General features: G+C 72.0%; 25 protein-coding genes. 9 read left to right on the forward strand and 16 right to left on the reverse strand.

The genetic code is table 11. The features are described from left to right. Nucleotides 1–107: 107 nt before the first annotated feature. Nucleotides 108–881, forward strand: coding sequence for a maleylpyruvate isomerase family mycothiol-dependent enzyme (locus ACGFSH_RS26795; protein WP_393353042.1), 774 nt, complete (start codon nucleotides 108–110; stop codon nucleotides 879–881). 193 nt (nucleotides 882–1,074) lie between these two features. Continuing rightward, nucleotides 1,075–1,227, forward strand: coding sequence for a hypothetical protein (locus ACGFSH_RS26800; protein WP_393353044.1), 153 nt, complete (start codon nucleotides 1,075–1,077; stop codon nucleotides 1,225–1,227). A 191-nt stretch (nucleotides 1,228–1,418) separates the two neighbouring features. Here the strand turns inward: ACGFSH_RS26800 and ACGFSH_RS26805 are convergent, their stop codons facing one another. The 3 genes from ACGFSH_RS26805 to ACGFSH_RS26815 all read right to left on the reverse strand — a co-directional run bounded on the left by ACGFSH_RS26805 (nucleotide 1,419) and on the right by ACGFSH_RS26815 (nucleotide 5,680). Further along, on the reverse strand, nucleotides 1,419–2,090 hold the full coding sequence (locus ACGFSH_RS26805; protein WP_393353046.1) for a response regulator: 672 nt from the start codon (nucleotides 2,088–2,090) through the stop codon (nucleotides 1,419–1,421). Then, on the reverse strand, nucleotides 2,087–3,448 hold the full coding sequence (locus tag ACGFSH_RS26810) for a sensor histidine kinase (RefSeq protein WP_393353049.1): 1,362 nt from the start codon (nucleotides 3,446–3,448) through the stop codon (nucleotides 2,087–2,089). Before ACGFSH_RS26810 ends, ACGFSH_RS26805 begins: the two co-directional genes overlap by 4 nt. Nucleotides 3,449–3,550: 102 nt before the next feature. Beyond that, the gene (locus tag ACGFSH_RS26815) at nucleotides 3,551–5,680 is read right to left on the reverse strand and encodes an MMPL family transporter (RefSeq protein WP_393353052.1); all 2,130 of its coding nucleotides are present in this window, start codon (nucleotides 5,678–5,680) and stop codon (nucleotides 3,551–3,553) included. 394 nt (nucleotides 5,681–6,074) lie between these two features. On the opposite strand from ACGFSH_RS26815, the gene ACGFSH_RS26820 reads away from it, so the two are divergent. Continuing rightward, a complete protein-coding gene (locus ACGFSH_RS26820) occupies nucleotides 6,075–6,605 on the forward strand; it encodes a GNAT family N-acetyltransferase (protein ID WP_393353283.1) in 531 nt (176 codons plus the stop codon). Between the two features lie 206 nt (nucleotides 6,606–6,811). Here the strand turns inward: ACGFSH_RS26820 and ACGFSH_RS26825 are convergent, their stop codons facing one another. Both ACGFSH_RS26825 and ACGFSH_RS26830 read right to left on the reverse strand, forming a co-directional pair. Continuing rightward, nucleotides 6,812–7,162, reverse strand: coding sequence for a YybH family protein (locus tag ACGFSH_RS26825; protein ID WP_393353054.1), 351 nt, complete (start codon nucleotides 7,160–7,162; stop codon nucleotides 6,812–6,814). A gap of 244 nt (nucleotides 7,163–7,406) precedes the next feature. Next, nucleotides 7,407–8,219 carry an MBL fold metallo-hydrolase gene (locus ACGFSH_RS26830; RefSeq protein WP_393353056.1) on the reverse strand — a complete coding sequence of 271 codons (813 nt, stop codon included), beginning with the start codon at nucleotides 8,217–8,219 and terminating at the stop codon, nucleotides 7,407–7,409. 90 nt (nucleotides 8,220–8,309) lie between these two features. Here ACGFSH_RS26830 and ACGFSH_RS26835 point away from each other — a divergent pair, with 90 nt between their 5' ends. The 4 genes from ACGFSH_RS26835 (at nucleotide 8,310) to ACGFSH_RS26850 (ending at nucleotide 10,083) form a co-directional block, all read left to right on the forward strand. Beyond that, nucleotides 8,310–8,684 (forward strand): winged helix-turn-helix transcriptional regulator, encoded by a 375-nt coding sequence (locus ACGFSH_RS26835; protein WP_393353058.1) that lies wholly within the window; start codon nucleotides 8,310–8,312, stop codon nucleotides 8,682–8,684. A gap of 70 nt (nucleotides 8,685–8,754) precedes the next feature. Continuing rightward, complete coding sequence (locus ACGFSH_RS26840) at nucleotides 8,755–9,069, forward strand: hypothetical protein (RefSeq protein ID WP_393353060.1); 315 nt, start codon at nucleotides 8,755–8,757, stop codon at nucleotides 9,067–9,069. Nucleotides 9,070–9,090: 21 nt separating this feature from the next. Next, entirely contained in the window at nucleotides 9,091–9,366 is a 276-nt protein-coding gene (locus ACGFSH_RS26845) for a hypothetical protein (RefSeq protein ID WP_393353062.1), read from the forward strand. 504 nt (nucleotides 9,367–9,870) lie between these two features. Next, complete coding sequence (locus tag ACGFSH_RS26850) at nucleotides 9,871–10,083, forward strand: serine hydrolase (protein ID WP_393353284.1); 213 nt, start codon at nucleotides 9,871–9,873, stop codon at nucleotides 10,081–10,083. Between the two features lie 127 nt (nucleotides 10,084–10,210). On the opposite strand, the gene ACGFSH_RS26855 is transcribed toward ACGFSH_RS26850, so the two are convergent. Next, the gene (locus ACGFSH_RS26855; RefSeq protein ID WP_393353065.1) at nucleotides 10,211–12,511 is read right to left on the reverse strand and encodes an ATP-binding protein; all 2,301 of its coding nucleotides are present in this window, start codon (nucleotides 12,509–12,511) and stop codon (nucleotides 10,211–10,213) included. A 371-nt stretch (nucleotides 12,512–12,882) separates the two neighbouring features. Here ACGFSH_RS26855 and ACGFSH_RS26860 point away from each other — a divergent pair, with 371 nt between their 5' ends. Together ACGFSH_RS26860 and ACGFSH_RS26865 are read left to right on the forward strand one after the other, a co-directional pair. Beyond that, nucleotides 12,883–13,782, forward strand: coding sequence for a PIG-L deacetylase family protein (locus tag ACGFSH_RS26860; protein ID WP_393353067.1), 900 nt, complete (start codon nucleotides 12,883–12,885; stop codon nucleotides 13,780–13,782). A gap of 127 nt (nucleotides 13,783–13,909) precedes the next feature. Further along, nucleotides 13,910–14,632, forward strand: coding sequence for a DUF4232 domain-containing protein (locus tag ACGFSH_RS26865; protein ID WP_393353068.1), 723 nt, complete (start codon nucleotides 13,910–13,912; stop codon nucleotides 14,630–14,632). 241 nt (nucleotides 14,633–14,873) lie between these two features. On the opposite strand, the gene ACGFSH_RS26870 is transcribed toward ACGFSH_RS26865, so the two are convergent. From ACGFSH_RS26870 to ACGFSH_RS26915, 10 genes are all read right to left on the reverse strand, one after another. Then, the gene (locus tag ACGFSH_RS26870) at nucleotides 14,874–15,341 is read right to left on the reverse strand and encodes a hypothetical protein (RefSeq protein WP_393353069.1); all 468 of its coding nucleotides are present in this window, start codon (nucleotides 15,339–15,341) and stop codon (nucleotides 14,874–14,876) included. 326 nt (nucleotides 15,342–15,667) lie between these two features. Then, nucleotides 15,668–16,390 carry a FadR/GntR family transcriptional regulator gene (locus ACGFSH_RS26875; RefSeq protein ID WP_393353070.1) on the reverse strand — a complete coding sequence of 241 codons (723 nt, stop codon included), beginning with the start codon at nucleotides 16,388–16,390 and terminating at the stop codon, nucleotides 15,668–15,670. Then, complete coding sequence (locus ACGFSH_RS26880) at nucleotides 16,381–17,409, reverse strand: aldo/keto reductase (RefSeq protein ID WP_393353072.1); 1,029 nt, start codon at nucleotides 17,407–17,409, stop codon at nucleotides 16,381–16,383. Before ACGFSH_RS26880 ends, ACGFSH_RS26875 begins: the two co-directional genes overlap by 10 nt. 46 nt (nucleotides 17,410–17,455) lie before the next feature. Then, a complete protein-coding gene (locus ACGFSH_RS26885) occupies nucleotides 17,456–18,550 on the reverse strand; it encodes a sugar kinase (RefSeq protein WP_393353073.1) in 1,095 nt (364 codons plus the stop codon). Beyond that, nucleotides 18,547–19,179: a bifunctional 4-hydroxy-2-oxoglutarate aldolase/2-dehydro-3-deoxy-phosphogluconate aldolase gene (eda, locus tag ACGFSH_RS26890; RefSeq protein ID WP_393353074.1), complete on the reverse strand. Its 633-nt coding sequence runs from the start codon at nucleotides 19,177–19,179 to the stop codon at nucleotides 18,547–18,549. The genes ACGFSH_RS26885 and eda overlap by 4 nt, the downstream gene beginning before the upstream one ends. Beyond that, complete coding sequence (locus ACGFSH_RS26895; protein WP_393353076.1) at nucleotides 19,176–19,937, reverse strand: SDR family NAD(P)-dependent oxidoreductase; 762 nt, start codon at nucleotides 19,935–19,937, stop codon at nucleotides 19,176–19,178. The genes eda and ACGFSH_RS26895 overlap by 4 nt, the downstream gene beginning before the upstream one ends. After that, entirely contained in the window at nucleotides 19,934–20,977 is a 1,044-nt protein-coding gene (locus ACGFSH_RS26900; protein WP_393353077.1) for a zinc-binding dehydrogenase, read from the reverse strand. The genes ACGFSH_RS26895 and ACGFSH_RS26900 overlap by 4 nt, the downstream gene beginning before the upstream one ends. After that, the gene (locus ACGFSH_RS26905) at nucleotides 20,974–21,405 is read right to left on the reverse strand and encodes an RbsD/FucU domain-containing protein (RefSeq protein WP_393353078.1); all 432 of its coding nucleotides are present in this window, start codon (nucleotides 21,403–21,405) and stop codon (nucleotides 20,974–20,976) included. Before ACGFSH_RS26905 ends, ACGFSH_RS26900 begins: the two co-directional genes overlap by 4 nt. Then, nucleotides 21,396–22,298, reverse strand: a complete 903-nt coding sequence (locus ACGFSH_RS26910) for an amidohydrolase family protein (RefSeq protein ID WP_393353080.1) — start codon at nucleotides 22,296–22,298, stop codon at nucleotides 21,396–21,398. The genes ACGFSH_RS26905 and ACGFSH_RS26910 overlap by 10 nt, the downstream gene beginning before the upstream one ends. Further along, on the reverse strand, nucleotides 22,291–23,616 hold the full coding sequence (locus tag ACGFSH_RS26915) for an L-fuconate dehydratase (RefSeq protein WP_393353081.1): 1,326 nt from the start codon (nucleotides 23,614–23,616) through the stop codon (nucleotides 22,291–22,293). The genes ACGFSH_RS26910 and ACGFSH_RS26915 overlap by 8 nt, the downstream gene beginning before the upstream one ends. Nucleotides 23,617–23,642 lie beyond the last annotated feature (26 nt).

Consider the following 23,642-nt stretch of genomic DNA (forward strand, 5'->3'; position numbering starts at 1 on the left):
GGCGTCCACGCCGTCGTCCACGCCCGGCAAGCGGCCTTCGAAAAGAGGCGGGAGGGGGACCGCCAGGGCACTGGACAGGACGTCCGAGCGCCGACACGATCGCGTTCATGACACTCGAGGACGCCATTGTCGCCACCGCCGACCGGATCGCGGAGCTGCTGCAGGCGGGAGCCGACCCGCACACGCCGCTGCGGGGCGCGGAGTGGACGGTGGGCGAGGCGGCGGCCCACCTCGCGCTGGCCGGGAAGCTGATGGCGGACATCGCGGCGGGCGAGGAACGCCCCTACGGCGATGGCACGCCCAGCGGCCTCGCGGCGGCCAACCGTGCGGCTCTGGCCGCCTTTCCGCAGCGGGATCCGGCAGTCCTCGGCGCGGAGACGGCGGAGACGGCCCGGGCCTTCGTCGCGGCCGCGGCCGGCCGCAGTCCCCATGAGTCGGTCCTGACGCCGATGGGGCCGATGAACATGACCACCCTCGGCTCGTACCTGCTCACGCACCTGCTCGGGCACGGATACGACATCGCGGTCGCGCTGCGCGGGCCCCACATGGTCAACCGGGAGGTGGTCGCGTTCACGTTGCCCTTCATGCGGCTCGCCATGCCGCGTGTGGTGAACGCCGGCGCGGCCGGCCACCGTGCGTGCTACCTGCTGCGCATCGGCCGGGACCGCTTCGCCGTCACCTTCGCGGACGGTGTGCCCACGGTCACCGACACCCCGCCCCGCCGGCCCGACTGCACGATAGCTATCGACCCCGTCGCCTTCCTGCTCCTCGCCCTGGGCCGCTGGACCGCCCGCACCACCATGGCCCGCGCCAAGGTCGTCGCCTGGGGCCGCCGACCTTGGTTGGGCCTGCGCTTCCCGCTGCTCTTCACGGCGCCGTAGACGAGCGAACAGACCGCAGATGCAGCCATACGCCCTCGACAGGTGCCTGCCGCACGGTGAGAGCGTCTGCGACTTGTGTGGAACACGACAGTTCGACGACTGGCCCGCTCTCGTTCAGGCCCACCGTTATCCTCACGCTGTGCGAGAACAGAGGCGACTGGCCAAGACGGCTCGATGGTTGATGATTTGGGCCGTGTTCACCATCGTCATGTGCTTCGTCACCGGCTTCGCGGGCATTTACCGGGGCTGGCTGAACACTGCGGTGACGTCCGGGTCGGTCGTGGCCGTCTGGTTCCTGGGCTCGTGGTTGCGATCCCGCAGGGAACGCAAGGCCGCAGCCTCGTAGCCAGGCGGCGACTCGCGCCGAGAGGGTGCCGGCCGCAACGGAGCTGCCCCAGGCCGACACCGTCGCCCGGCATGCACCGAATCAGCCGACACCGCGGGGCGGTCATGAGCGCCTGGGAGACGGCCGGCTTCGACGACAGCTCGTGGAGCGCCCCCAGCGACTTCGGAGCGGCCGGCGCCGCGCCCTGGAACTCAGACAGTCCCAGGTATCACAAGCCCCGACTCGTACGCCACGATCACCAGCTGTGCCCGGTCCCTCGCCCCCAACTTGCCCATGATCCGGCTGACATGGGTCTTCGCGGTCAGCGGGCTGAGTCCCAACGCGTCGGCGATCTCGGGGTTGTTGAGACCGCGCGCGACCAGCGCGAGCACCTGCCGTTCTCGTTCGGACAGCCCGCTCGGTCCGCCCAGCGCGGGTGGCGTCCCGGTGTTCGGCGCGCGCAGAAAGCGGGCGATCAGCCGCGAGGTGGGACCGGGCGAGAGGAGGGACTCCCCCGCGGCCACCGTCCTGATGGCGTCGAGGAGTTCGGCCGGCCTGATGTCCTTCACGAGGAAGCCGGACGCCCCGGCCCGCAGTGCCTCGACGATGTTCTCGTCGGTCTCGTACGTCGTCAGGACGAGCACCTTCACCCCCGCGAGATCCTCGTCGGCGGCGATGAGCCGGGTCGCCTCGATCCCGTCGAGGTCGGGCATGCGGATGTCCATCACGATGAGATCGGCCCGCGCGGACCGGGCCAGCGCCACGGCCTCCCGCCCGGTGCCCGCCTCGGCGACGACCTCCATGTCACCTGCCGACGAGACGAGCATCGCGAAGGAGGCCCGGACGAGGTTCTGGTCGTCGGCCAGCAGTACGCGGATGGTCATCGGATCTCGTCCTCCCGGGACAGCGGCAGTGTGGCGGTCACCTCGAAGCCCTCGGCGGGCCCCGGGCCGGCGTCCAGTGTGCCGCCCAGGCAACGGGCCCGCTCCCGCATTCCGATGAGCCCGAACCCCGGCCTGCCGTCGGACGGGCCCATCCCGCCGCCCGAGCCCTCGTCCCCGCCCGTCCCGTCGTCTCTGACGCTCACCCGCAGTGCGCCGTCCGCGGTCCACAGACCCACTCGCACGGTGAGGTCCTCGCGGCCGCCGTGACGTACGGCGTTGGTGAGCGCCTCCTGCACGATCCGGTACGCGGCGGCGCCCACGGAGGGCGGGATGTCGTCCGCGCGGACGGAGAGTTCGACCTTGGCCCCGGCCACCCGGCCGGTCTCCGCGAGATCGGCCAGTCCGTCGATCCCGGGCAGCGGCCCCCGCATGTCCTCGGCCCCGGAGACAGAACCGGACGCGGAACCGGGCCCCGGGTCCGCGCCCACTCCCACGACCGTGTCATGCGCCCGCAGCACCTCCAGCGTCGTACGCAGTTCCCCTCGGGCGGTCCGGCAGGTCCCCGCGATGTCGTCCAGTGCCCGGGCGACGGCCTTGCGGTCGAGGCGCTCGGGGTCGGCGGTGAGGACGTGGGCCGCCACGGACGTCTGCACGCCGATGAGCGTGATGCTGTGGGCGAGCAGGTCGTGCAGGTCACGGGCCATCCGCAGCCGTTCCTCGGCGACGCGGCGCCTGGCCTCCTCCTCCCGGGTGTGTTCGGCCCGTTCGGCCCGCTCGACGATGGAGGCGACGTACCGGCGGTAGTAACGGACGTCGATCCCGATGAACAGGACCGCGATGATCCAGCCGGAGATCTCCAGGGACTCCAGCGCCCCCATCGGGTTGACGAGGCCGTTGCCGATCGCTGTCGCACCGAGGACGGCGACGCCGGTGAGCAGCGTGCGGCGTACGGCGCCCGTCGCCGCGACGGTGTAGAGCGCCAGGACGGTCGCGGGGATGGGTGGGGCGGGGTTGTAGTCGAGGGCCTGGTACGGAGCTATGCAGGCTGCCATCCCGAGCAGGGCCATCACCGGACGGCGGCGCCGCCATACGAGGGGTACGTGCCCGGCGAGCAGCAGCGTCCAGCCGAGAGGGTCGGGCCGGATCCCTTCGCCGCCCGTACAGGCGATGGCTACGGCCAGCACGGCGACGCACACGGCGAGGACCGCGTCGTTGCGGGTGCGGTGCGGTGCGGTCAGCGGTTCGCGGTTGATGGCGGACATGACGCGCTCGGCGCAGCGGGACCACCCGCCGCCACCGGCCGCCGTCTCCGCCGCCGACCGGTCGCGTACCCCTGTGGTCGTTCCCCGTTCTTCCACGGCTCCATCTTCCAGTACTCGTACGGGAACCCGGGCGCCCCTGCGGAAGCAGAGGCGCCTGGGCGGGCGGGTTCGCCGGATCAAGGTGAACGATCAGCGTGTTCAGGGTGCGCCGAGGGGTTCCGGCTGCCGGGGCGGCTCGGTCGGTCCGCCCCTTCCGTTCGACCCGGCCGGTTCGGCCGGCCCGGGTTGCCGTGAGAGCGCGCCCGGCCACCACACCTTCCGGCCCAGGGCGACGCTGGCACTGGTCACCAGATACGTCCGTACGAGGAAGGTGTCGAGCAGGACGCCGACGGCGATCACGAAGCCGAGCTGGACCAGCTGGACCAGGCCCATGTTCGTCAGCACGGCGAAGGTCGCGGCGAGGACGAGTCCGGCGGAGGCGATGACGCCGCCGGTGGTGCGCAGTGCGGTGAGTGCCGCCGTGGCCGGTTCCGCTCCCGCCAGGGACTCCTCCCTCATCCGGTGCATGAGGAAGATGCCGTAGTCGACGCCGAGGGCGACCAGGAACACGAAGGACAGCAGTCCGAGCCCCGGATCGGTGCCCTTGAGGCCGAGGAGCGGTTCGAAGACGAGTCCGCCGATCCCGAGGGAGGCGCCCCACACCGCGACGACCGCGACCACCAGGAGCAGCGGTGCGACCAGACTCCGCAGCAGCCCGATGAGGATGAGCATCACGAAGACGAGGACGAGCGGTACGACGATCTTCGTGTCGCGGGCGTTGGTGACCTCCAGGTCGATCTGCTGGGCGCTGTCCCCGCCGACGTAGGAGCCCTTCAGTTCGTGCCGCAGGGACTTGATGGTGGCGGTCTCCTCCGCCGACTGGGGTGCGCTCTTCGCGAAGACGGCGATCTCGGTCCAGCCGTCTCCCGTACGCTCCTTCTCCGCGCTGCCCACGCCTGGTGTGCCGCGGACGGTCGCGAGGGTCTCGTCGGCACGCCCCTGCGGGGTGATCACGTCGATGGGCTGGCTGCCCTGTCCGGGATAGGCCTTGGCAAGGGTCTCCATCGCGACGACGGCCTCCGGCTTCTTGACGAAGGAGTCCTCCTGCTTGAGCGGTCCCGGCAGGTTGAGTGAGCCGAGGGCGAGGGCGCCGAGCAGTACGGCACCGCTCGCGAGTACGGTCAGCGGCCTGCGTCCGGCAGAGCTGCCCATCGCCGAGAACAGGCTCCGCCGCTGCTTGGTTGTGCTCCCGAAGGCGGGCACGAGCGGCCAGAACACCCGCCGTCCGACCAGTACGAGGACGGCGGGGAGCAGGGTGATCATCGCGATCAGCGCGCACAGCACACCGACGGCGCCGAGCGGGCCCATGCCCCGGCTGCTGTTGAGGTCGGCGGCGAGCAGGCACAGCAGTCCGGCGGCGACGGTGCCGGAGGAGGCGAGCACGGCGGGCCCGCAGCCGCGCAGGGCGGCGACCATGGCCTCGTACGGTCGCTCGACGCGCCGCAGCTCCTCCCGGTAGCGCGAGACGAGCAGCAGCGCGTAGTCCGTGCCCGCCCCGAACACGAGGATGGTCATCACACCCGAGCTCTGCCCCGAGACGGTCGTGCCGAAGGCCTGGTTGAGGCCGTAGGCGACGCCCATCGACATGTAGTCGGCGATCCCGGCGACGACGAGGGGCACGAGCCACAGCACGGGGCTGCGGTAGATCAGGATCAGCAGTATGGCGACGACGGCGACGGTGGTGTAGAGCAGCGGTCCGCCGAGCGAGTCGTAGACCGCGCCGGAGTCGGTGGCCAGCGCGCCCGTGCCGCCCACATCGACGCTCAACCCGCCTTCGCCCCGGGCGACTTTGCGAACGTCGGTCACGAGCTGGTTCTGCTTCTCCTCGTCCGCCCCGGGCTCGTTGCTGGCGATCGGGTACATCAGGGTCGTGCCGTCCTTGGACGGAATCCCCTGGGGAGCACCGCCGATCAGCTCGTGCTGCCGGGTGATCTCCGCGACCTGCCCGGCCGCGGTCTCCCGGTCGGCGGCGCTGAGCCCGCCGTCGCGGTGATAGACGAGCACCATCTCGGTGGTCTCGCCACCGGGCAACTTCTCCTCGATCTTCGCCACTTGCGTCGAGTCCGCGCTCGCCGGCAGGTAGTCGGTGACCTTGTCGTGCTGCACGTCGGCGAGCTTCGCCGCGAACGGCCCGACGAGCGCGATCACGGCGATCCACAGCCCGAGCACCGCCCATGGAACGGCTCGCCCGCGCCCCGTTCTCGTCGTGGTTGTCTTTCCGGCCCTCATTGACCGATCTCCCTCCGGGTGGTGTCTGCTTCGATCCCCAGACTTCCGGTGAGAGCCACGGCTTTCGTCGGGCGGGAGGGCGAGGTGGCGCGTACTTCCGGGGGCGACGTCGGGTGCGGATTACTCCCTGGGGAGTAATCCGCGGGCGGTGCACCGCCCCGGAACGGGCGCGGGGAACCGCGCGCCGGCCCTCACCGACCCGCGGCAGAAATGAATCCCCGTCGAAAGGGCGCGAGGGGTCCGGACTCGGCTGGTCGGCCATGTAAGTGGCTCCGCATGATGGCTCGGCCTGCGGCACCGGCCGCGCTGTGCGGCATGGCGACGGGAAGCGCGATCTCTGCGCAGGGGAACGTGGTTGGCCGACCTGGATGCCGCGTGGGTAACGTCGTCGTCCGTGACCCCAACTCTGCGCACCGAGCGGCTGCTGCTGGAGCCGTACATCCCTGAGGACGAAGAGGACTTCGTCGCCCTGTTCCAGGACACCAGGGTGTCGCAGTGGATGGGTGACGGCCCCGCTTCCGAAGCAGCAGACCGGGCCCTGTTCGGGCGGATCTTCACGAAGGTCTACGCCCAGGAACTGTTCGATGTCTGGGCTGTCCGTCGGGAGGGACTCCTGGTCGGGCATGCCGAGATCAAGCCGACCGACGTCGTCGGAGGCCACGAGATCATCTACGCTCTGGCTCCGGTGGCATGGGGGTCTGGCCTGGGGACCGAGGTGGCAGAGGCGATCGTCGCTCATGGCTTCGACACCCTCGGGCTGACCGAGGTTTACGCCACCGTAGCTGCACTGAACAAGGCCTCACTGACCCTGCTGGACGGAATCGGTTTCGAGCATGTCCGGGACCTCACGGAGGACGACGGCAGCACCACCCGCGTGTTGGCCCGTCATCTGACTGCGCGCGACAAGTCGCCCCTCGCCCGATAAAGGCGAGCAAACCGCTGCCCGTGAAACCGCTCGGGTAGCCGATCAGGCAGCGACGGTTGGGTACTGGATCCAGGCTCGGACGGATGAGTCGGACTGCGAAGGATCCGGTCCCGACTGCGGCGGGCGATCGTGGTGCTGAAGTTGATACGGCCGCCGCTGCCGGGGCGAGGTTCCGTCGGCCGACGGTGATGCCGGGATGACGAGAGTCAGACCCCGTAGGGGTTGTCGATGATGTAGACCCAGTCCCCTTCGCTCGTCCTCCTCATCACCTCGACCGCGTTTCCTTCCACGACGCCGCTCTCGCCCGTGATCCGCCAGGACGCCTGGACCATCGCCAAGTCGCCGTTCTGATGGACCGACCTGGCCCCCACCTCCATGGTGCTGGGCGACGCGAGGTAGGGCTTCAGCGCTTCCTTGATGCCTGCCCTTCCGTGGACGGGCTCCTGTCCCGGTCCCGGCACGAACATGGCGTCCTCGTCGAACAGGGAACCCAGTCCGTCGAGGTCGCGGTCCTTGAGGTACCGGGCGAAGCGCTCGTGTACGGCTTCCGGTTTCATCTTCTTTCCGTTTCTTTCCTTCGTTCGCGGACGGGCCCGTCCGCGAACGGTCGATCCACGTAAGCCATTGACCGGTGGTGCGCGGCCTCAGCCCCACAAACAGCTGGGCGCCGTCGTGCGCACCGATGATCTTTCCGGCACAGTGGCGAGGCCCTCATGCAGTGCGGTGGCCGCAGCCGCCCCCGTGTCACCGGCGCCCTGGAAGGAGCGGGCCGGTGCGCCGGCGGCGGCCCAGGCTGAGGTGTCAGCGGGTGTGCGGGTCGGGCAGGCTGACGGGCTCGCCCGGGGTGGGCCAGTGCAGCGGGACGCCGGCGGCGTCGAAGACCTGCTGGACGTGGCCGCGGTCTTCGGTGTAGTGCGCCCAGCCCTCGGCGTGCACGGCCACCACGAGGGGGTCGCCGAGCAGGCGGCGGGCCTCGACGGCCTGGGTCGCGGTCAGCGACAGCCGTACGTCACCGAGTTCCTCGAAGCCGGCCGCACCCAGGTGCAGCAGCGCCACGTCGACGCGGTACCGGCCGGCCAGCGCGCTCATCGCGTCCAGGTCGACGGTGTCACCGGAGACGTACACGCTCGGTGCCGAGCCGTCGTCGGTGTGCAGGAGGAAGCCGGTGACCGGACCGGTGATGTCCTCGGTGCCGACGGGCCCGTGGCGGGCGGGGACCGCGGTGACGTTCAGCGGCGTGCGGCCCGGCTTCGACAGGGTCCGGGTCTGCCAGGGCTCCAGGCCGACGGCTGCGCCCCCGAGATCGGTGGCGCCGGCGACCGTGGTGAACACCTCCGAGGCGCCGGAAACCACCGTACGCCCGGCGGTGTCGAGGTTGTCCTGATGCCCGGTGTGGCTGACCACGACAGCGTCCAGAGCGGGCAGTTGTGCGGGCTTCAGCGCCGGGTCAGCGGTCTTGCGCACCAGGACCGGGCCGTCTCGGTACTCGGTGCCGGCGGCGTCGAAGGTCGGGTCGGTCAGCAGCGTCCAGCCGGCCAGGCGGATCAGCGCGGTGGGACCGCCGAGCACCGTCACGGTGTTCACGGCGCGGGTCACGGCAACGTCGGTTACCACAGGTACTCCTTGACGATCAGGGGTTGGCTCACTCACTCTCGCCGAGTTACTTTCTTCTGGGAAGTACATACCTTCAGGTGAGGTGAGCACGTGCAGGAAAGCGCGCGAGGAAACGTCCGCAATCCCGCCTGCCCCGGCAGGCAGCTGTTCGACCTGGTCACGGCTCGTTGGGCCGCCCTGGTCCTGGTCGACCTCATGGACGGCCCGCAACGCTGGTCCGAGCTGCGCCGGCGGGCCGGCGGCGTCAGCGACAAGATGCTCGCGCAGACCCTGCGCGACCTCGAAGCCGGCGGGCTGATCACCCGCACCGTGCACACCAGCCGCCCACCCACGGTGCAGTACGACCTGACCGACCTCGCCCGCAGCGCCACCCCGGCACTGCAACACCTGCAGAACTGGGCCGAAATGCACACCAGCCACTACGACCACCACCGGCGCACCCACGCCATCGACCCGAAGCCCTGACAAGGCAGGCTCGATGCACACGGCACCGTGCTTGCGCCGTCCGCATCAGCCAACCGCATGCAGTTCGCCGATGGGGGTGCGGCTGGGTGAGGATGTCGGAGCGGGCGGTGTCGAGTGCCTCCTCGGCGTTCAGCGCGCGTTCGCGCCAGGTCGCCTCGCAGAGGAAGCCATCCGACGCATCACCACCGAGAACGCCACGCTCAAGCAGCGCGTCCGCCGGCTCACCGCCGACCACCGCCCTCCCCTCGACGGACGACACGAAGCCGCCAGCTGCGAACTCCGGTTCCAGGGGCGGCGCGCAGCAGCCCTCGAAGCCCGCATCGCCGAGGTGTCCAGGGGAAGCCTGCCAGCCGTCGCTGTGTTCGATGGCTTTCTCATGCCTTGATAGTTTCGGCATGTGCAATTCATGGTGATCACACAGCGCTACAGCGACCGGTTCAGCGACGAGGACTTCGCGGCGGTCCTGCCGCAGGAAACCGAGACGGTTCGAGAGCTCTATGCCGATGGGGCACTCCGTCAGATCTGGCTCCGCGGGGATACCCGAGGCGCCTGCTTCCTGCTCGAAGCTGACTCGCTGCACGACGCCGAAACAGCTGTGGCTGCACTTCCGCTGGCACAAAAGGAGATGTCGAGCTTCCAGATCATTCCGCTGCGGCCCTACGGCGGCTTCGGCCCCCGCTGACCCGAGGTCTGCACACCCAGCCCCACGGCCCGTCCACTGTCCCGGTGAACGGGCCGTCCCATGAGACCTTATGAGACGTGCCAGGCGAGTTCAGCGACGGCATCCGCATCCCGTCGCGATAATCATGAACTCCAGGCACAGCCGCTGGTCGCCACGTACACCACTGCGGTGAACACGACCTGCTCGTCACGCGGAGCGGTCCCGCCGCCTTGCGGTCGAGCAGCGCACCCCGGCAGTAACGGGGCGACCAGCTCCCGGAGTCAGCCAGAACGTGGCACAGCCTTCTGTGCCTTGACCGACGCGGCCGACCTGGCGGCCTGCTCGATCCCCTCGGCTCCGCCGTGCCTGTGACCGGCCCGGGAATCCTGCACGCCGCCGGGGCGGTCCCACCGGGGCGGCTGCGATCGCCGCGTTCCACCCCGACGGGCTTCTTCGACGTGTCGGGCCTCGACGACGCCCTCGGCGCCCAGCGCGTGGCCGTCCTGACCTGGGCGCACCGCTCAGCTGACCTGTCGCCTGGCCGAGCGCGGCAAGGTCGCGCTGGATGCCCCGGTACGCCGATATCTCCCCGGCTTCGCCGTGGCCGACCCGTTCGCGTCGTCGCAGGTCACCGTGCGCCAGCTCCTCAACCACAGTGCCGGATGGCTGGGCGACGACTACCAGGACTTCGGCGCTCGGCAGCGCTACCGCTCCACGGCCGCTTCCGTCGAGCTGTGACCGCCATGACCGCCACGACCACCGTCGCCAATGCCGTGATGGTCAAAGGCACATGACGTTTCGTCAGTTACCGGTTGGATTCCGTCGCTGAGGGCGGGAGGGCGACGGCTCGAAGGCGGCGCGCCTCTCATGCGTCGCGTGCGTCGAGAGCCGTGAGGGCCTCGGCGGCCTCCGCCTGGCGGGGGCTTCGCATGGCGGCGAGGGTGTCGCGGGCGGTGAGGAGGGTCTGACGGGCCTCCGGGTGTCCTGTGGCGCCGAGTACCCGGCCCAGGTCGAGCCGGGCCTGCCCGGACCAGGCCGGCATCTGTGCGGCGTCGAAGGCGGCGAGGGCCTGCCGCAGGGGCGCCTCGGCTTCGTGCCAGCGTTCCAGGGCCGCGAGGTCGTTGCCGATCTGCTGCCGGGCGACGGCGTAGTACAGGGCGATGACCTCGTCCGTGCGGCCGGGGACCCCCGCGCGGCAGATGCGCTCGCTGCGGCGGTGGATCTCGAGCGCCTCGGCTGCCCGGCCGCTCTGGCGCAGAAGGGTGCCGAGGGTGTTGAGAATGGTCAGCTCGGCCAGCCGGGCCTGGGGGGACTCCTGCGGGGCGAGGCAGCGGGCCGCCTCGCGCAGCCGCTCCTCCGCCTCCTCGGTGCGGCCCAGCCGGTGCAGGGCGCCGGCGCCGTACCCGAGGGCCCAGCCCTGCTGGAGCCCGTCCCCGCACTCGCCGGCCGCCGCCAGCGCGCCGTCGGCCGCGGTGAGGGCGGCGTGGGGGTCGTGCACGCAGAGGTTGTGCGCCCAGGCGAGGTAGTTGAGGTGTACGGCCTCCTCCTGCCTGCTGCCCAGTCGGCGGGCGGCGTCCGCGGAGCGCCGGAAGACCTCCACCCACTGCTCCCAGTGCTGGTTGAGGTCGGAGAACCAGTGCATGGCCTGGGCCGTGTCCAGGACCTGCCGGTGCCGGCCCGCGTCATGGGCCCGGCGCAGCGCGGCGAGCCACTGGGCCCGCTCGGCCTCCAGCCAGGCCCGTGACTCGTCCCGGCCGGTGGGCGCTCGGCCGGGGTCGGGGTCGCTCTGCGGCGCGGTGCGCTCGTGGTCGACGTCGAAGTGCAGGGCGGCGGCGGTGGCCCGGCGCAGCATCCAGTCCGCGGTCCGGTCGAGGACGGCGTCGCGGACGTCGGGGCCGTCCTCGCTGTCGACCTGTTCTGCGGCGTACAGCCGGAGCAGGTCGTGGAAGCGGTACCGCTCGGCGTCGGGATCGCTCTGGAGCAGTCCGGCATCGGTCAGTTCCTCGGCGCAGGCGACCGCCTCGTCGTGGGCCAGGCCGGCCAGGACGGCGGCGGTCTCGGGACTGAAGTCCCCTCCGGCGGCCAGCGCGGCGCGCCGGAGCAGGATCCGCGCGTCGGGGGCCAGTTGGCGGTAGGAGAGCGCGAACGCGGCCCGAACCTGCAGGTTTCCGGCCTGGAGGCCGTCCAGTCTGCGGCTTTCGGCGGCCAGCCGGGCGACGAGCTTGCCGAGGCGTTCATGCGGCCGGCTCAGGAGCCGCTGGCCGGCGATCCGCACGGCGAGCGGCAGGTGCCCGCACAGGTCGGCGAGGTCGCGTGCGGCCTGGGCCTCGGCCCGCACCCGGTCCGGGCCGACGATGCGGGTGAGAAGTTCCACGGCCTCCTCGCGGCGCAGCAGCGCCAGGTCGGTGCGGTGGACGGACTCCAGGCCCGCCAGGGCGTGGCGGCTCGTGACGATCGTCAGCGACGGACCGGCCCCCGGCAGCAGCGGGGCGACCTGAGACTCTGCGGCGGCGTTGTCCAGCAGCAGGAGCATGCGCCGCTCGCCTGCCAGGGACCGCCACAGGCCGGCACGGTCGTCGGTGTCGGCGGGCATCGCCGCGTCGGCGACGCCCACGGCCCCCAGTAGCCGGGCCAGCGCATCGCGCGGTGTGGTCGGTTCGGCATCCATGCCGTGCAGATCCAGGGCGAACCGGCCGTCGGGGAAGTGCGGGGCGAGCCGGTGCGCGGCGTGCACCGCGAACGCGGTCTTGCCGAGGCCGGGTTGCCCGGCGACGACGGTGACCGTCCCCGCGTGCGCATCGGCCTCCTGTGCCAGTTCCATCAGTCGGGTCAGGGCCGGGCCCCGCGCGGTGAAGTCGCGGATGTCGCGCGGAAGGGCCAGGTTGCCGGAGCCCGCGGAGCTCGCCGCCGCACGTGGGCGCGGGCGTCCGGCGGCAGCGGACCTCTCCAGGCTCGCCGCCTCGGCGTCGTCCAGTGTCAGCGCCTCGGCCAGAGCCTGCACGGTGAGACGCTGCGGCCCGCGGGTGCGTCCGCGTTCCATGTCGGCCAGCGCCCTGACGCTCACCCCGGCCGCCTGCGACAGCGCCTCCTGGCTGTATCCGGCGCGGACCCGCAGATTCCGCAGCTGCTGCCCGAAGTCCCCCGTGGAAGGCGTGCCGACGCGCACCGTCGATGTCCCCGATCGTCCGGCTCGTCCGGATGCGAGCCACCGGCAGAAGTATGGCCGACGGTACTTCTGCCGGGAGAACCGCCTGGGCGCGGGGCGCCGGGAGTGATCGACTGAAGACGAACGCGGGGCGCCGCCCCCAGCGGCCGTCCGCCCGGCACCTCCCGGCCGGACGGCCGCTGGGGGCGGATCCGGCGCGGTCAGGGAAGCGGCGCCGACCACCCCGCTCCCCCGCGCCCGTCGCCGACCACGAGCGACTGCCCGTACCACCGACCAACGACTGACAACCACCGACTGACGACCACCGACCACCGACCACCGACAGCCGTCGCGCAGTCGTGCCGTCGGATCACCGAACGGGGACCTCTCACATGAACAGCGACACCGCAGACTCCGCGGGCCCGTCAAGGCGCAGCGTGCTGACCGCCGGCGCGCTGACCGCCGCCGCCCTGGCCTACCAGACGGGCCGGGCCCCCGCGGCGTCGGCCGCCGCCAAGCCCGCCATCTTCTACGCCCCGCACCAGGACGACGACGCGATCGGGCTGGCCGGGTCGATCCTGGAGCACAAGGCGGCGGGCCGGCCCGTCTACCTCGTCCTGGTGAGCAACGGCCGCAATCCCGACCTTGCCGTGCGGATGAACTCCGACCCGTGCCCGCTGACCCAGTGGTCCACCCCGCATCCGTGCGCCGCGGGCGGCCGGCACAACCTGTCCTGGCCGACCGACGGGACCACCAAGATCGTCGCCGCGCGGACGGCCGAGTTCATGGCGTCCGCGAAGGCACTGGGCGTGGACAAGGTCATCAACTTCAAGGTCGTGGACGACGGGTTCTCCAGCACCTCGGCCTACAACAAGCTGGTCGACCGGATCGAGGCGAAGGTCAGGGCGCTCGCGGCGCAGTACCCCGGCGCCTCGCACAAGTTCACCGCCGGCTGGCTGGAGCACACCGAGACGCACAAGGCGGGCAGCGACGTGGCCTACCGGCTGATGAACGACGGCACGATCTCCGATGTGCGGTTCAACGACGTCTACGCCTACAAACGTCCCCGGCAGGACCGTGCGGACGGCGCCGCCTACGTACTGGACATCCCCAGCTCGCACATGAAGATCAAGCGCAACGCGATGTACGCCTACAACACCTGGGACCCCTCCCGGAACCTCTACGCGCTCGGCTATCACAGCGTCCCGGAACTGCTGGAAGCCGCGCACGCCGACCCGCGCGAATTCGTCCACACCTTGCCCTCCGACTACCGGCCGGGCAAGGCCAACTGACCACCGGGACCACCGGCAGCACCACGGTCACCGCGATCACCGCGATCACCGCGATCACCGGACAGACACCATCACAACGGCCGACGGCGCCGAACCGCGGCCCTCTACCGCTCACGGGGAACGTTTCATGAACACCGCACGTAACCGCTCCACCCTGCTCGCCCTCGCCGGCACGGCCCTCGCCCTGTCCCTGACCGCCTGTCAGAACGGCTCGGGCGTCAAGTCCTCGCCCGCGGCGACCCCCGCGGCCACGGTCGCCTCGACCTCTACGACGTCCGGGGCGACGGCCGCCGCCGGCACGGACGGCTCCGGTCCGGCAGGATCGGCCGGCACGGCAGGCTCCACGGGATCGGCGGGGTCGAAGGGTCCGACGGGCTCCACCGCCTCCGCCGGTTCGGCCGGCGGGAGCGGTCGGCAGGCGGCCGCCTCCACTCCTGTGTGCACCGCGCGGGACGTCCGCGTCACCGCCGCCGGACAGGACGGTCCGCCCACCACCCACATCGTCCTGACCGCGAAGAACACCTCCGGCCACTCCTGCCGGCTGCCGGGCTTCCCGCACGTGCAGTTCCTGGAGAGCCACAAGCAGGACGTGCCGGCCGTCGCCAAGAGCAAGCCGGCCGCGCCGGTCGTGCTGGCGCCGGGCGCCCCGGCCTACGCGCTGGTGAAGCTGTCGGACGGCGGGGTCGACGAGGACAACGAGCCCGTGTCGGCGTTCTCCGTGACGCTGGAGGGCGACTCCACCGTCGTCGCGGTCACCGCGCCCGGCAGCGAGGGCATCGCCGTCGACCCGGCGAAGGCCCTCACCGGTTACTGGACTCCCGAACTGCGCAACGGGGCCGACGACTTCTGAGTCCCGCCGCCCGGAACGGCTCGGGTGACAGCACAAGCCGCCGCCGTCGACCGCCCCCGGTCGGCGGCGGCCACGCGTGCTGCCGGGCCGGAACTGCCGTTCGGTCGCCGCCACACGCCGAGACGCCCTGTTCGGCTCCGTGTCCCGGCCAGCGGCCGCGCAGCAGGGGCGATGTCCGGCCCACCGGCGCCGCCACGATGGCCCGGGCGGAGCAGCAGGCAACCGCCTGGGCTGCGAAGGTTCAGATGTGGGCCCGGATCTGCTTCACCGGATGGCCCAGCCGGTCTCCCAGGGCCGTCAGTTCGTCCTCGCTGAACCAGATCCGTTCCGGGTTCCAGATGGCGATCTCGAACCGGGCGAAACCGCAGGGCCAGTCGTAATCCAGCGCGTCGAGAGTGGTCGAGCCTCCACAACACGGAACGTCGACCGCGAGCGTGGTGAACCCGTCGTCACCTTGAGCGTCAAGTAGGTCGCCCCACCACTCCGTGTCGATGGCCGCCTGGCACAAGGGGCAGCCGATCCTCTCCAGGTTCGCCCCGCAGTCGACGGCCGTCACCACGTCGTGCCACGCCACCTCGATCTCCACATCCACGCCGTCGACCCCACCAGGGGCCAGGTCCCCGACGAGCGCGGCGACACGATCGGCCGCGTCGCGGTCCGGCTGCCACTGCGGATCACTCGGAATGATCGACAGAACGTCATCGCTCATAACTCCCCCACTTCATCAGGTCGTCGACCACCACAACGTCGCGACGCGATGCTATCGATCAGACGTTCCAGCGCTGCACCGTCATGGTCCTGACGCACCGACACGGGGCGGGGGCGTTCTCCGAACTCGGCAACATCCCTCCGGGGGTTGTAGGCGCCCGCACGTCGCTGGTCATCGGGGACAAGACGGTCGTGTGAACGGGGTTGACGTCCCTGTCTCCGGGGCGTCTTCGCCCCGCGTGCCGTGGTGGTGGACAGGTTCCGGCCGCCGTCGGTGGCACGCAAGGCGGCTTCTGCCGGACGCAAGAGCGTCTCGGGAATGGCTGGTCAGAGCCCTGTGGTCACGCCCCACGGAAGGGCCTCCCCCGAACGCAGGTGGGCCTTGAGCCAGAGCTCGGTGTTGCTGACGTGCAGCAGGGCGGCGGCCCGGCTGAGGGAGGCGTCGCGGGCGGACAGCGCCCGGAAGATCGCCTCGTGTTCGGCGAGGGTCCGGCCGGAGGCCTGGGTGTCGACCAGGCCGCGCCAGATGCGGGCGCGCAGGGTGCGCCCGGAGATGCTTTCCAGGAGCGTGAGGAGCGTTTCGTTGCCGGTGGCCGAGATGACGGCGCGGTGGAACGCGGCGTCGTGAGCGTTGAGCCGTTCCACGTCGTCCTGGGCTTCGCGCATGGCGTTCAGGTGCTGCTCGACCTCGGCCAGCTGCTCGTCGGAGATCCGGGTGGCGGCCAGTGCGGTGGCGACCGGTTCCAGGAGCCGCCGTACCTCGATGAGGTCCTGGAGCGCGGCGGAATCGCCCTGCAGCAGTTCCACCGCGCCGCCGAGCCCTTCCAGGAGCAGGCTCGGCTGCAGGCTGGTCACGTAGGTGCCGTCGCCCCGCCGGACCTCCAGGACCCGGGCGACGGCCAACGCCTTCACGGCTTCCCGGGCGAGGTTGCGGGACAGGCCCAGCTGAGCGGCCAGCTCCGGTTCCGGCGGGAGCTTCGAGCCCGGCGGCAGCGCTCCGCTGCGGATCAGCTCCCGGATCTGCACGATGGCCTTGTCCGTCAGAGACACCGTGCGCTCCTTCCGGGCCCGTGCGCCGAGGGCACGTCCGCCCTGATGAGTCCCCGGGCGCGGAGATCGTCCCAGAGCCCGTCGGGGACGTACCGGCGGTGGAGTTCCACGTTCCGTACGACCTGCTGCGGGCTTCGCATACCGAGGGTGACGTTGACGATGCTGCGGTGGGTGGAGGGAAAGGCGATCGCGGCGGCGGGCAGGGTGGTGCCGTGCGCCGCGCAGACGTCGGCGATCGCCCGAGCGCGGTCGAGCAGCGCCGGCGGGGCCTCCTGGTAGTCGTACTTCATGCCCTCGGCGGGGTGGTCGCGGGAGAGCAGTCCCGAGTTGAACACGCCGACGGCCACCACGCTTTTGCCGAGTTCCTCGGCGGCGGGCAGGACGTCGTCCAGGGCCGACTGGTCGAGGAGGGTGTACCGGCCGGCCAGCATCACCACGTCGGCCGCGGTCTCGCGCAGGAAGCGGGCGAGCATGGCCGACTGGTTCATTCCGGCGCCGATCGCGCCGATCACTCCCTGGTCCCGGAGCTCCGCCAGGGCCGGCATGGCCTCCTCCGCCGCCTGCCTCCAGTGGTCGTCGGGATCGTGCAGGTAGACGACGTCCAGGCGGTCCAGGCCGGTGCGCTCCAGCGTGTCCTCGATGGAGCGGAGCACTCCGTCCCGGCTGAAGTCCCACTGCCGGCGCAGGTCGTCGCGCACCACGAAGCCCTCGGTGTCGGTGCCGCGCGGGTGCTCGTTGGGCAGGAGCAGGCGGCCGACCTTGGAGGAGACGACGTACGCGTCACGTGGCCGGCCCGCCAGCGCCGCGCCCAGGCGGCGCTCGGACAGCCCGAGCCCGTAGTGCGGTGCTGTGTCGAAGTACCGGATGCCCTCTTCCCAGGCCGCCTCGATTGCTGCTTGCGCGTCGTGGGCCGGGGTGACTCTGTAGAGGTTGCCGATGACGGAGGCCCCGAAGCCGAGTCCGGTGAGCTCGACAGGGGTGCTCGCGACCTGGCGGCGCCCGATGCTGTGCGGTGTCAACTGTGCTCCTTGGGAAGCGGCGACGGCGTGATCGCTCATGGGTCTGTCACCGTCTGACGGCGGCCGAGCCGCCTGCCATGAGTGCCTCGACCTCGGCGAGCGAGGCCATGGACACATCGCCGGGGGTGGTCATGGTGAGGGCGCCGTGCGCGGTGCCGTAGGCCAGGGCACGGCTCAGTCCGGCGGTGTCGAGGTCGGCCACGGGTGCGGCACGGCCCGCCGGTCCGGCCGCGTCGCCGCCGGGGGTCAGCAGTGCGTAGATCAGGCCGGCCGCGAAGCCGTCGCCCGAGCCGATGCGGTCCAGGACGTGCAGGCCGGGCAGTTCCGGGCCGCGGACGAAGCCGGTACGGGGCGACCAGGCGGCCGAGGACCAGTCGTTGACGCCGGCCGAGGGCACGTCCCGCAGAGTGGTCGCGAGCACCGCGGCCTGCGGCAGCAGCGCGGCCACTTCCACGAGGACGTCCCGCACCTCGTCCGCAGCGACGCGTACCGCGCCCGGGTACGGTCCCGCCAGCCCCAGGGCGCCCACGACGACGTCGGCGTGGCGGGCGAGCCGCAGGTCGACCTCGCGGGCGGCGTCGGCGCCGCCCCTGCCGGCCCAGAGACTGGGGCGGTGGTTGGGGTCGTAGGAGACCCCGACACCGTGCCGTCGAGCGGCCGCCATGGCCTCGTCCGCGACGTCCGCGGTGGTGTCCGACAGACCTGCGAAGACGCCGCCGGTGTGGAACCAGCGCGGCCCCGTGGAGAAGACCGCGTCCCAGTCGACGTCCCCCTTGCGCAGCTGGGAGACGGCGGTGTTCGCGCGGTCGCTGACGCCCACCGCGCCCCGGATGCCATAGCCGCGCTCGACGAAGTTGAGGCCGTTGCGGGCGGTACGGCCGATGCCGTCGTCGGGCACCCAGCGGATGAGGGAGGTGTCGACGCCGCCCTGGAGGATCAGGTCCTCGACGAGGCGCCCCACCTGGTTGTCGGCGAGGGCGGTCACGACGGCCGTACGCAGGCCGAAGCAGCGCCGCAGTCCGCGGACGACGTTGTACTCACCGCCGCCTTCCCAGACCTGAAAGGTGCGGGCGGTGCGGATCCTGCCCTCGCCCGGGTCGAGACGGAGCATCACCTCGCCGAGGGCCACCACGTCGCTCACGTCGCGCTCCCGTGCACGGCCTCGGCGGTCAGGCGGCGGATCTCGCCGTACTCGCCGCGCTCCAGACGGGCGGGGGTGGCCATCCAGCTGCCGCCGACGGCGAGGACCGCCGGGACGGCGAGGTAGGCGGGCAGGCGCGCGGCGTCGACGCCGCCCGTGGGCACGAACCGTGCCCGGGGGAAGGGAGCCGCGAGGGCGCGCAGCATCGTGATGCCGCCGAGGGGTTCGGCGGGGAAGAGCTTGACGGTGTCGAGGCCGGACCGCAGGGCGCGCATCAGCTCGGTCGCGGAGGCGATGCCGGGCACCAAGGGCACGCCCAGCTCACGGCACCTGGCGACGACGTCCTCGGCGAAGCCGGGCGAGACCACGAAACGGGCTCCCGCCGCCACGGCACGGTCCACCTGCTCGGGCGTGAGGACCGTACCGGCGCCGACGGTCAGCCCTCCGTGGGCGGCCATCGTCTTGAGCACCTGCTCGGCGTCTGGGGTGCGGAACGTGACCTCGGCGCACCGGGCGCCGCCCGCCACGAGCGCGTCGGCCAGCGGGCCGGCGGTCGCGGCGGAGGGCACCGTCAGCACCGGCAGCACGCGGGCGCCGTCCAGCACGGCGGCCAGGTCGGTGTCACTCATCGGCCGAGCCATCCGCCGTCGACGGGCAGGACGACGCCGTGGACGTAGGCGGCGGCGTCCGAGGCGAGGAACACGGTGGCGCCCGCGAGGTCGTCGGCGCCGCCCCAGCGGGCGGCCGGGATGCGGTCCAGGATCGCCTTGCTGCGTACCGGGTCGTCCTGAAGGGCCTGGGTGTTGTCGGTGGCGATGTAGCCGGGGGCGATGGCGTTGACGTTGACGCCGTGCGGGGCCCACTCGTTGGCCAGGGCCTTGGTCAGTCCGGCGATGCCGTGCTTGGCGGCGGTGTAGCCGGGGACGGTGATACCGCCCTGGAAGCTGAGCAGCGACGCCGTGAAGACGATCTTTCCTTGGCCGCGGGCCACCATCGCCGCGCCCACCGCGCGGGACAGGGCGAACTGCGCGTTGAGGTTGACCTGGAGCACCAACTCCCAGTCTTCGTCGGCATGTTCGGCCGCCGGGGCGCGGCGGATGGTGCCCGCGTTGTTGACCAGGATGTCCACCGGGCGCTCCCGTCCCGCCAGGTCTGCGCCGAGGGCGCGGACGGCTTCGGGGTCGGCGAAGTCGGTGCGGATCGCCTCGAAGGTGCGGCCCGCGGCCAGGACGTCCTTCTCCACGTCGCTGCCGGTGTCCTCCAGCTGGGCGCTGACGCCGATGACGTCCGCGCCGGCCTCGGCGAGGGCGCGGGCCATCGCACGGCCGATGCCGCGCCGGGCCCCGGTGACGACGGCGAGCCTGCCGGTCAGGTCGAAGGCGTTCACTGGATGGCTCCCTGCGAGTCTTCGGTGCAGTCCACGAGGATCTTCATCACGTCACCGCCGCCCTCCAGGGCCTCGAACGCGGCGGGCGCCTGCGCCATGGGGACGACCCTGCTGATCAGCTGCTCGGCCGGAACGGTGCCGTCGGCCACCAGGGTCACCGCCTTCTCGAAGTCGGTGCGGTCGTACAACCGGGCGCCGACGAGGGTGAGTTCGCGCCAGAAGAAGCGGTGCAGGTTCACCTCGCGGGGCCGGGGGTGGATGGCCACGAGGCACAGCCGCCCGCGCACCCCCAGCACGTCGACCGCCGTGTCCACCCCGCCTTGCGCGCCCGAGACCTCGAAGGCCACGTCCGCACCGGCGTCGCCGGTCCACTCACGGACCAGTTCGGGCAGGTCGTCGGCCGCCGGATCCCAGGTCGTCAGCCCCGACTTCTCGGCGAGCCGCCGCCGGTGGGCGCTCGGCTCCACGACCCGGACTTCGGCTCCGGCGGCGCGGGCGACCAGGGCGATGAGGACGCCGACCGGACCGCCGCCGACCACGACGGCCTTCTCGCCCGCGCGGACCTGGGCCCGGCCGACGTCGTGCACCGCGACCGCGGTGGGCTCCACGAGGGCCGCGTGGTCGAGCGGGAGGGAGCCGGGCAGCCGTACGAGGGTCGTGGCGGGCACGGTCCAGCGCTGCTGCATCGCACCGGGCGAGTCGATGCCGATGAAGTCGAGGTGCCGGCAGATGTGCTGGTGGCCGGCACGGCAGGCCGGGCAGGTGTCGTCCCAGCGCAGCGGCATCACGGTGACGGCGTCACCGGGCGACCAGTCATCCACGCCCGCGCCCACCCGCACGATCCGGCCGGACATCTCGTGGCCGAGGACGGCGGGCGCGGCGACCCGGGCGTCCATGTCGCCGTGGAAGATGTGCAGATCGGTGCCGCAGATACCGACGTAGGCGGGGGCGATCTCCACCTGGCCGGGGCCGGGGGGCGGGTTCTCGGCGGGCGCGGTGTCCAGGGTGCGGGCGGCGAGGTAGCGGACGGCGAGTGTCATCTCAGGGTCCCTTCGGCGCGGACGCCGATCGTGAGCAGCAGGTTGGCGTAGGTGCGGATGTCGGCGGTGACGACGGCGAGGGCGAGGTCGGGCGAGCGGGCGGCGTCGTAGAACGCGAAGCGGCCGAGCGTCTCGACGGGGACGGGCGCCAGCATCGAGCGGTACTCGGCGATGGCGGGCGGCTCCGGCTCGCCCTCGGGCGGCACCATCACGTGCGCCGACTCGACGGGCAGAGCCCGCAGCAGGACGTCGAGCACGGTGGTGACGTCCAGCAGACCCGGCGCCAGGTTGAGGTGGACGGTCCTGGCGCGCGGGCCGGTGGCGGTGCTCGCCGGATAGTGGCCGTCGGCGAGCAGGACCCGGGCGCCGTGCCCGGCGCCCGCCAGGGCTTCGAGGATGCCCGGGTGCAGGAGTTCGGTCAGCAGCATGCGGTGCGCTCCTTCCTTGGAGCGGGGTCGAGGCCGTAGAACGTGGTGGCGGTTCCGGCGAGGACCGCCTCGGTCTCGGCGGCGGAGCAGTCGGCGAGGAGTTCCCCGACGGCGGCGGCCCAGTGGTTCCAGCCGCCGGCCAGGACGCAGACAGGCCAGTCCGAGCCGAACATCAGCCGGTCCGGGCCGAAGGCCTCAAGCAGGACCTCCCACACCGGCCGGATGTCGTCGACGGTCCACTTGTCGTGGTCGGCCTCGGTGATCAGTCCCGACACCTTGCATCGCACGTGGGGGTGCGCGGCCAGCCGTCGCACGCCCCGCTCCCAGTCGCCGAGGTCGCCTCGGACGATGGGCGGTTTGCCGGCGTGATCGAGGACCAGGGGAAGGCCGGGGAGGCGTTCGGCCAGGCGGATCGCCTGGGGGAACTGATGGTCGCGGATCAGCAGGTCGTACCCGAGGCCGCGTTCGGCCACCGCCCGCAGTCCCCGCTCCACCGAGGGCCGTTGGAGCCAGTCGGCGTCGGACTCGTCCTGGACGAGGTGACGTACGGCGCGCAGGTACGTGCCGCCGGGCCCGGCGCGCAGCGCGTCGAGGACGTCGCCGATCGCCGGGGACGTGAGGTCCGCCCAGCCCACGACCGCGCCGACGAGCGGGTCGCCGTCGGCGAGGGCGAGGAACTCGCGGGTCTCCTCGACCGACGCCACGCACTGGACGAGCACCGTGCACTCCAGCCGCCGGCCCGCGATCGGCCTGGTCGCGGCCGTGCGCAGGTCGTCGGCGCCGAAGCTGCGGCGCAGGGGCTCGTGGCCGGGCGCGTCGAGCCAGGACTGCGGCCGGATGTCCGGGTCCCACACGTGGTGGTGGGCGTCGACGAGGACCTGGGCGTCAGACACGGGCGGACCAGACCGGGCCGTCGGGGTAGGTGTACTCCTTGAGGGCCTCGGGGTGCATCTGCGCGCTCAGCCCCGGCAGGGCCGGCGCGAGGTAGTGGCCGTCGGCGATGCGGACCGGGTCGACGAAGTGCTCGTGCAGGTGGTCGACGTACTCGATGACGCGGTCCTCGGTGGTGCCGGAGAGGGCGACGTAGTCGAACATCGACAGGTGCTGCACCATCTCGCACAGGCCCACTCCCCCGGCGTGCGGGCAGACCGGCACGCCGAACTTCGCGGCGAGCAGCAGGATCGCGATGTTCTCGTTGACGCCGCCGACCCGGGCGGAGTCGATCTGCACGATGTCCACCGCGCCGGCCTGGAGGAGCTGCTTGAAGACGACCCGGTTGGCGATGTGCTCGCCGGTGGCGACTTTGATCGGGCTGACGGCCTTGCGGACGGCGGCGTGGCCGAGGATGTCGTCGGGAGAGGTGGGCTCCTCGATCCAGTACGGGTCGTAGGGGGCGAGGGCGCGCATCCAGTCGACGGCGGGCTGGACGTCCCATCTCTGGTTGGCGTCGACGGCGATGCGGATGTCCGGGCCGACCGTCTCGCGGGCGGTGCGCATGCGCCGTACGTCGTCCTCCAGGTCCGCGCCGACCTTGAGCTTGATCTGGGTGAAGCCGTCGGCGACGGCCTCGCGGGCGAGGCGGGCCAGCTTCTCGTCGGAGTAGCCGAGCCAGCCGGGGGTGGTGGTGTAGGCGGGGTAGCCGCGCTCCAGCAGACGGGCGACGCGCTCCTCGCGGCCGGGCTCGGCACGGCGCAGGATCTCCAGCGCCTCCTCGGGGGTGAGGGCGTCGGACAGCCAGCGGAAGTCGACCTGTGCGACCAGGTCCTCGGGCGACATCTCGCCGAGGAAGCGCCACACGGGCCGGCCCGCGCGCTTGGCGGCCAGGTCCCAGGCGGCGTTGACGACCGCGCCGGTGGCCATGTGGATGGCGCCCTTCTCCGGGCCCAGCCAGCGCAGTTGGGGATCGTGCACGAGGGAGCGGGAGAAGGCCCCGAGGTCGGCGCAGACCTCCTCGACCGAGAGCCCGACCACGTGCGGGGCGAGGGCCGCGATGGCGGCGGCCTGGACATCGTTGCCGCGGCCGGTGGTGAAGGCGAGGGCGTGGCCCTCCAGTCCGTCGCCGGCGTCGGTGCGCAGGACGACGTAGGCGGCGGAGTAGTCGGGCTCGGGGTTCATGGCGTCCGAGCCGTCGAGGTGTTCGGAGGTGGGGAACCGCACGTCCAGGACGTCCAGGGCGGTGATGCGGGCGGTTGCGGGCAGGGTGGAGGACATGGCGGCAACTCCTGTGAGAGCAAGGG

Source organism: Streptomyces sp. NPDC048481 (assembly GCF_043200075.1).
In the GTDB taxonomy this organism is placed as follows: domain Bacteria; phylum Actinomycetota; class Actinomycetes; order Streptomycetales; family Streptomycetaceae; genus Streptomyces.

Coding starts and splice junctions, on each gene's coding strand:
- ACGFSH_RS26915 (WP_393353081.1), bottom strand. CDS start 23,616: ATGTCCTCCACCCTGCCCGCAACCGCCCGCATCACCGCCCTGGACGTC.
- ACGFSH_RS26840 (WP_393353060.1), top strand. CDS start 8,755: ATGGGGGTGCGGCTGGGTGAGGATGTCGGAGCGGGCGGTGTCGAGTGC.
- ACGFSH_RS26870 (WP_393353069.1), bottom strand. CDS start 15,341: ATGAGCGATGACGTTCTGTCGATCATTCCGAGTGATCCGCAGTGGCAG.
- ACGFSH_RS26865 (WP_393353068.1), top strand. CDS start 13,910: ATGAACACCGCACGTAACCGCTCCACCCTGCTCGCCCTCGCCGGCACG.
- ACGFSH_RS26860 (WP_393353067.1), top strand. CDS start 12,883: ATGAACAGCGACACCGCAGACTCCGCGGGCCCGTCAAGGCGCAGCGTG.
- ACGFSH_RS26905 (WP_393353078.1), bottom strand. CDS start 21,405: ATGCTGCTGACCGAACTCCTGCACCCGGGCATCCTCGAAGCCCTGGCG.
- eda (WP_393353074.1), bottom strand. CDS start 19,179: ATGAGTGACACCGACCTGGCCGCCGTGCTGGACGGCGCCCGCGTGCTG.
- ACGFSH_RS26805 (WP_393353046.1), bottom strand. CDS start 2,090: ATGACCATCCGCGTACTGCTGGCCGACGACCAGAACCTCGTCCGGGCC.
- ACGFSH_RS26795 (WP_393353042.1), top strand. CDS start 108: ATGACACTCGAGGACGCCATTGTCGCCACCGCCGACCGGATCGCGGAG.
- ACGFSH_RS26825 (WP_393353054.1), bottom strand. CDS start 7,162: ATGAAACCGGAAGCCGTACACGAGCGCTTCGCCCGGTACCTCAAGGAC.
- ACGFSH_RS26845 (WP_393353062.1), top strand. CDS start 9,091: ATGGTGATCACACAGCGCTACAGCGACCGGTTCAGCGACGAGGACTTC.
- ACGFSH_RS26815 (WP_393353052.1), bottom strand. CDS start 5,680: ATGAGGGCCGGAAAGACAACCACGACGAGAACGGGGCGCGGGCGAGCC.
- ACGFSH_RS26900 (WP_393353077.1), bottom strand. CDS start 20,977: ATGACACTCGCCGTCCGCTACCTCGCCGCCCGCACCCTGGACACCGCG.